Genomic DNA, 5449 nt, shown 5'->3' on the forward strand with positions numbered 1-5449 from the left:
TCCATTTTTCATCTTAAAGATAAGAGACACCAAAAAAGACAAACCTCCAAAAAGAAGTTTGTCTTCGGTCTGAAACAACCAAGTTCAACTTGGTTGTTTTTGATATTTACAGTCTTACAACTATTGAACAGGGGTTGTTCCTTGTTCAGCACCGGTACCAGCTCCACCAGTAGTTCCGGCATCAGCCGTACCGGAATCGGTGTTGGCAGATGCTTCGGAGGACGGTGTCGCTTCACTGGAAGCAGTTCCTCCATCGTTACCGGAAGTAGTGCCGTTATTACCTGCTTGTCCTTCCTGATCCTGGGCACTAGAACTAGCTTGACTGCCATTTTCCTTATCAACTTCTTTTTCTTTGATAACTGTTGTGGTTGAACTGGAAGATTTGGTATCGTAGTCTGAATTTTTATGCAAAATAGCATAAATGGTGAATGATGCTACGATGATAGATAGAATGGCAGCTATAGTTGTGATAGTTTTTGATAAGGTAGATAGCCCTTTTTTGGTATGGCGGACAATCTTTTTAGATGTTTTTGCTTTGGGATGTTTAGCAGGGTTATTATTGTTTGAATTATACTTAGTTTTTTTATCTGAGCGTGAATATTGTGACATGGTTCCTCTCCTTAAATTATTTCTTCCTTTAGTGTAACAAATTCAAGTAGATTTTCCTAAAAAAAAGTTGCTGACTTACCTAAAAAATCAAATCTTCTGCTAGTTTCTTTTAGCACTGCTTTGAATGTGCTATAATAAAACCAATTGATTTTTGTAAGGAAATATTATGATTTATTTTGATAATTCAGCGACAACCATACCCTATCCAGAGATTCTGCGGACCTATCAGGATGTATCTAACAAATTTTTTGGAAATCCCTCTAGCCTTCACAATTTAGGAGATAAGGCTAGCCGTCTTTTAGCGGCTTCTCGCAAGCAGATCGCGGATCTGTTGAGAAAAGAAGCTGATGAAATTTTTTTCACTTCTGGCGGGACCGAAAGTGACAATTGGGTTCTCAAGGGAATCGCTTTTGAAAAAGCTCATTATGGCAAGCATATTATCGTTTCTGATATTGAGCACCCAGCCGTTAAAGAATCAGCCAAATGGTTGGCTGACCAAGGTTTTGAAATTTCCTATGCTCCTGTAGATTCTAGGGGGGTTGTAGCTCTTGATCAACTGGCTAATCTCTTACGACCGGATACGATTTTAGTATCTGTCATGGCAGTCAATAATGAAATCGGTTCAATCCAACCTATTCAAGCTATTTCAGAACTTTTAGCCGACAGACCGACAATTTCTTTTCATGTGGATGCTGTCCAGGCGGTCGGTAAGCTTCCTATTTCAGCCTATCTAACAGATCGTGTCGACTTGGCCTCTTTTTCAGGACATAAATTTCATGCTGTCCGCGGTGTTGGTTTTCTTTATAAGAAAGTCGGAAGACGCATCACCCCTCTTTTGACAGGAGGCGGACAGGAAAAGAATTTACGTTCAACAACAGAAAATGTTGCTGGGATTGCGGCTATGGCCAAGGCCTTGCGGCTGACTCTTGATAAAGAAGCTGTGGCTCTGCCTCAGATAGCCAAGATGAAGACCATAATTCATGATGAGCTGGCAAACTATGATGACATCACTATCTTCTCGGAAGTGGCGGCTGATTTTGTTCCCAATATTCTGACCTTTGGAATCAGGGGAGTTCGTGGTGAAGTCCTTGTCCATGCGTTTGAAGAGCATGATATCTATATTTCAACGACCAGCGCTTGTTCATCAAAAGCTGGTAAGCCGGCTGGAACATTAATTGCTATGGGGATACCGGACAAGGTTGCTCAAACAGCCGTTCGTATCAGTCTGGATGATGATAATGAGATGATCCAAATCGAACAATTTTTGACTGTTTTTAAACAAGTTTATGCCAGGATGAAGAAGGTAAGATAAATTTTATGGGATTTTCCAATATTCATAAGAACTAAAAATTTTTTTAAGAAAAAAGGAGAAGACGTGCATTATTCAGAAATTATGGTTCGCTACGGCGAACTATCAACCAAAGGGAAAAATCGCATGCGTTTTATCAATAAGCTCAAGCGCAATATTCAAGATGTTTTATCTATATATCCAGCTATAAAGGTGACAGCTGATCGTGATCGTGGTCATGTTTTTCTCAATGGAACGCCCTATGAACCTGTCGCAGAGGCCCTCAAACAAATTTTTGGGATCCAAGCTTTTTCTCCTGTTTATAAATTGGAAAAAAATGTGCCTGCTCTCAAAAAAGCAGTGCAGGATATCATGATCGAACTTTACCATGAAGGTCTGACTTTTAAAGTTTCTAGCAAGCGCAGTGACCACAATTTTGAACTAGATAGTAGGGAACTCAACCAAGAATTAGGTAGTAGTGTGTTTGAAGTTCTGCCTGACATCAAGGCTCGGATGAAAAGACCTGACATCACCCTCAAGGTGGAAATTCGAGCAGAAGCGGCCTATATTTCTTATGAAGAAGTTAAAGGAGCAGGAGGTCTACCGGTTGGGACAGCTGGACGTGGTATGCTGATGCTGTCTGGGGGTATTGATTCACCAGTTGCTGGCTATCTGGCGCTTAAACGGGGTGTTGATATTGAAGTTGTCCACTTCGCTAGTCCCCCCTACACCAGTCCAGGAGCATTGAAGAAAGCTCAGGATTTAACCCGTAAATTAACTAAATTTGGAGGTAAGATCCAGTTTATTGAAGTTCCCTTTACAGAGATTCAGGAAGAAATTAAAGAAAAGGCTCCAGAAGCATATCTGATGACCCTGACTCGTCGCTTCATGATGCAGATTACTGATCGTATTCGTGAAGAACGTGGAGGCTTAGTGATTATCAACGGGGAAAGTCTCGGTCAGGTAGCCAGTCAAACCTTAGAGTCCATGCAAGCTATCAATGCAGTGACCATGACCCCTGTCATCCGGCCGGTCGTTACCATGGATAAATTGGAAATCATTGATATCGCTCAAAAGATTGAGACCTTCAATATTTCTATTCAGCCCTTCGAGGACTGCTGTACCATTTTTGCTCCTGACCGTCCTAAGACCAGTCCTAAATTAAAGAATGTGGAGCAATATGAGGCGCGTCTTGATGTGGAGGGCTTGGTGGCGCGTGCTCTTGCAGGTATTAAAGTGACGGAGATTAGTCCGGAAACGACCGGCGATGCTATTGATGAGCTCATTGATGATTTATTGTAGGAAGCGAGATAGATCAATGTTTTTGAAAGCAAAATCACTCTTACCTTGGTCATCAAGCTATCGAGCAGTTAAGAAACTCTACATGGATGCTTTCCCTAAGAATGAGCGTCTGCCTTACATCTTTCTATTAGCAAACAGTTTGCGTCCTCTGGCGAGTTGCTATGCTTATTATGATAAGAAACAGTTTGTTGGTTTTACTTATATTCTTGAATCTAGGGAGTATGAGCGCAATGGTTACCAACTGACATCTCATTACTATTTTGAAGGACAGGAGAGCTGTCAGGTACTGACTACGGATCAGAATGTTGATTTGGAGCATTTTCAAAAATTAGTCAAAAGAGCAGTTCTGGGATTGGTGTCAATAATAGTACGATAGGAAAATAATGAACGGAGAATTAATAATGACAAAAGAACGTTTGGCTGCATTTACAGATGCTATATTAGCCATTATAATGACGATATTAGTCTTGGAATTGAAAAAACCAAGTCCGATTTCTTGGGAAAATTTATGGCAATTGCGAATGAATTTCTTTGCCTACACCGTTTCTTTTTTTTGGTTAGGGGCTATGTGGGTTTTATTGCACCGCAATTGGCATGATATTAAAGTTATTTCCAATAAAACGGTATGGCAGTCTTTATTGATGCTCTTTTTCTCTTCCTTTTTTCCCTATGCTACTAGCCTAGTTGCAAGTGACTTTAATAATTCGGCTGCTCAATCTTTTTATGGCATCATTGTTTTAGCCGTATCTTGTTCAAATCTTTGGATGCAGAGTGACCTTTCTCATATTGAGGAAAACCAAAAAGCAAAAGCTATCCAGACTTTTTCTATTAAAAAGAGTCTCTGGCTTAAAGTTGATATGTTTTTAAAAACTTTAGGATTATTTTTGAGCTTAACAATCTGGTCATCAGCTATGATGTATACTGTTTTATTTATTTCCTTAACTATCGTCTTTCCCAATTCAATTATAGAAGGAAAAAAGTAAAATTATTGATGGTTAAGTCTTGTTTTTTTAGAATATTGATGTTATAATGTGAAAGTTGACTATATGCACATCCTGTGCAACCGCACGAAAATCGTTTTAAGTAAGAGTTCGACTCTCACGATTTAGGCGAGTCTTCACAAGAAGGAATCTTCGTCTTCCTTCAATCAAAATCTTATAGGAGGTGCATCATGAGCACATACGCAATCATCAAAACTGGTGGAAAACAAGTTAAAGTTGAAGTAGGCCAAACCATCTACGTTGAAAAGCTTGACGTCGAAGCAGGAGCAGAAGTCACTTTTGACCAAGTTGTTCTTGTTGGTGGAGATGCTACTAAAGTTGGTACCCCACTTGTTGATGGTGCTAAAGTTGTTGGAACTGTTGAAAAACAAGGAAAACAAAAGAAAGTTATTTCTTACAAGTACAAACCTAAAAAAGGCAGTCACCGTAAACAAGGCCACCGTCAACCATACACTAAGGTTGTAATCAAGACCATTGATGCTTAATTCCTAATATGATTAAAGCAACTTTTACAAAAGACGCTAAAGGCTGGTCGGAGATGACAATCGCAGGACACTCTGGTAGCGGTGAGTATGGCTTTGACGTGATTTGTGCTTCGGTATCAATGCTGACGCTCAACTTTGCCAATTCGATTGAAAAGTTGACAGGCATCGAGCCGGGTTTGGAATTAGTTGATGATGGGGGCTTCCTGCGGATAGCCAAACCTCAAGGCTTTAGCCCAGATCAAGAGCAGGTTTGGCAGACGTTATTTGCTTCTGTTGTTATCGGGATTGAGAATCTGGCAGAAAATGCTAAGAACTATGTCCAGCAACCTGTTATTAAATAAGTTTTCGAATGAAAGGAAATTATTATGCTTAAACTTAATCTTTCTAACTTACAATACTTCGCCCACAAAAAAGGTGGAGGTTCTACATCAAATGGTCGTGACTCAGAAAGCAAGCGCCTAGGTGCTAAAGCTGCTGATGGTCAAACTGTAACTGGTGGTTCTATCCTTTACCGCCAACGTGGTACACACATCTATCCAGGAGCTAATGTTGGTCGTGGTGGTGATGATACCCTTTTTGCAAAGGTAGAAGGTGTTGTCCGTTTTGAACGTAAAGGGCGTGATAAGAAACAAGTTTCTGTATACCCTATCGCAAAATAAGTTATAAAGTTCTCCGAACACCGGAGAACTTTTCAGACCGAAGACAAACTTCTTTTTGGAGGTTTGTCTTTTTTGGTGTCTCTTATCTTTAAGATGAAAAATGGA

General features: G+C 40.1%; 8 protein-coding genes and 1 other annotated feature. Of the genes, 7 read left to right on the forward strand and 1 reads right to left on the reverse strand.

The genetic code is table 11. From position 1 onward, the window contains the following. Positions 1–120: 120 nt before the first annotated feature. Positions 121–609, reverse strand: a complete 489-nt coding sequence (locus tag ACFOSE_RS07680) for a DUF6556 family protein (RefSeq protein ID WP_380432187.1) — start codon at positions 607–609, stop codon at positions 121–123. 166 nt (positions 610–775) lie between these two features. Between ACFOSE_RS07680 and ACFOSE_RS07685 the strand changes: the two genes are divergently transcribed. From ACFOSE_RS07685 to rpmA, 7 genes are all read left to right on the forward strand, one after another. Next, positions 776–1921, forward strand: coding sequence for a cysteine desulfurase family protein (locus ACFOSE_RS07685; RefSeq protein ID WP_380432189.1), 1146 nt, complete (start codon positions 776–778; stop codon positions 1919–1921). 81 nt (positions 1922–2002) lie between these two features. Continuing rightward, a complete protein-coding gene (gene thiI / locus ACFOSE_RS07690) occupies positions 2003–3199 on the forward strand; it encodes a tRNA uracil 4-sulfurtransferase ThiI (RefSeq protein ID WP_380432199.1) in 1197 nt (398 codons plus the stop codon). Between the two features lie 16 nt (positions 3200–3215). Next, entirely contained in the window at positions 3216–3575 is a 360-nt protein-coding gene (locus ACFOSE_RS07695; RefSeq protein WP_380432191.1) for a hypothetical protein, read from the forward strand. Positions 3576–3600: 25 nt separating this feature from the next. Further along, positions 3601–4182 (forward strand): TMEM175 family protein, encoded by a 582-nt coding sequence (locus ACFOSE_RS07700; protein ID WP_380432192.1) that lies wholly within the window; start codon positions 3601–3603, stop codon positions 4180–4182. Positions 4183–4250: 68 nt separating this feature from the next. After that, positions 4251–4326, forward strand: a sequence feature (ribosomal protein L21 leader region). Positions 4327–4370: 44 nt separating this feature from the next. Beyond that, positions 4371–4685 carry a 50S ribosomal protein L21 gene (gene rplU, locus ACFOSE_RS07705; RefSeq protein ID WP_380432194.1) on the forward strand — a complete coding sequence of 105 codons (315 nt, stop codon included), beginning with the start codon at positions 4371–4373 and terminating at the stop codon, positions 4683–4685. Positions 4686–4693: 8 nt separating this feature from the next. Then, the gene (locus ACFOSE_RS07710; protein WP_380432196.1) at positions 4694–5026 is read left to right on the forward strand and encodes a ribosomal-processing cysteine protease Prp; all 333 of its coding nucleotides are present in this window, start codon (positions 4694–4696) and stop codon (positions 5024–5026) included. A 24-nt stretch (positions 5027–5050) separates the two neighbouring features. Continuing rightward, positions 5051–5344, forward strand: a complete 294-nt coding sequence (rpmA, locus tag ACFOSE_RS07715) for a 50S ribosomal protein L27 (RefSeq protein ID WP_380432197.1) — start codon at positions 5051–5053, stop codon at positions 5342–5344. Positions 5345–5449 lie beyond the last annotated feature (105 nt).

Origin of the sequence: Streptococcus dentapri, assembly GCF_042649885.1 — a bacterium.
Taxonomy (GTDB): domain Bacteria; phylum Bacillota; class Bacilli; order Lactobacillales; family Streptococcaceae; genus Streptococcus; species Streptococcus dentapri.

Excerpts from the sequence above, each read along its gene's own strand:
- ACFOSE_RS07680 (WP_380432187.1), bottom strand. The coding sequence starts at position 609 with ATGTCACAATATTCACGCTCAGATAAAAAAACTAAGTATAATTCAAAC.
- ACFOSE_RS07685 (WP_380432189.1), top strand. The coding sequence starts at position 776 with ATGATTTATTTTGATAATTCAGCGACAACCATACCCTATCCAGAGATT.
- thiI (WP_380432199.1), top strand. The coding sequence starts at position 2,003 with ATGGTTCGCTACGGCGAACTATCAACCAAAGGGAAAAATCGCATGCGT.
- ACFOSE_RS07695 (WP_380432191.1), top strand. The coding sequence starts at position 3,216 with ATGTTTTTGAAAGCAAAATCACTCTTACCTTGGTCATCAAGCTATCGA.
- ACFOSE_RS07700 (WP_380432192.1), top strand. The coding sequence starts at position 3,601 with ATGACAAAAGAACGTTTGGCTGCATTTACAGATGCTATATTAGCCATT.
- rplU (WP_380432194.1), top strand. The coding sequence starts at position 4,371 with ATGAGCACATACGCAATCATCAAAACTGGTGGAAAACAAGTTAAAGTT.
- ACFOSE_RS07710 (WP_380432196.1), top strand. The coding sequence starts at position 4,694 with ATGATTAAAGCAACTTTTACAAAAGACGCTAAAGGCTGGTCGGAGATG.
- rpmA (WP_380432197.1), top strand. The coding sequence starts at position 5,051 with ATGCTTAAACTTAATCTTTCTAACTTACAATACTTCGCCCACAAAAAA.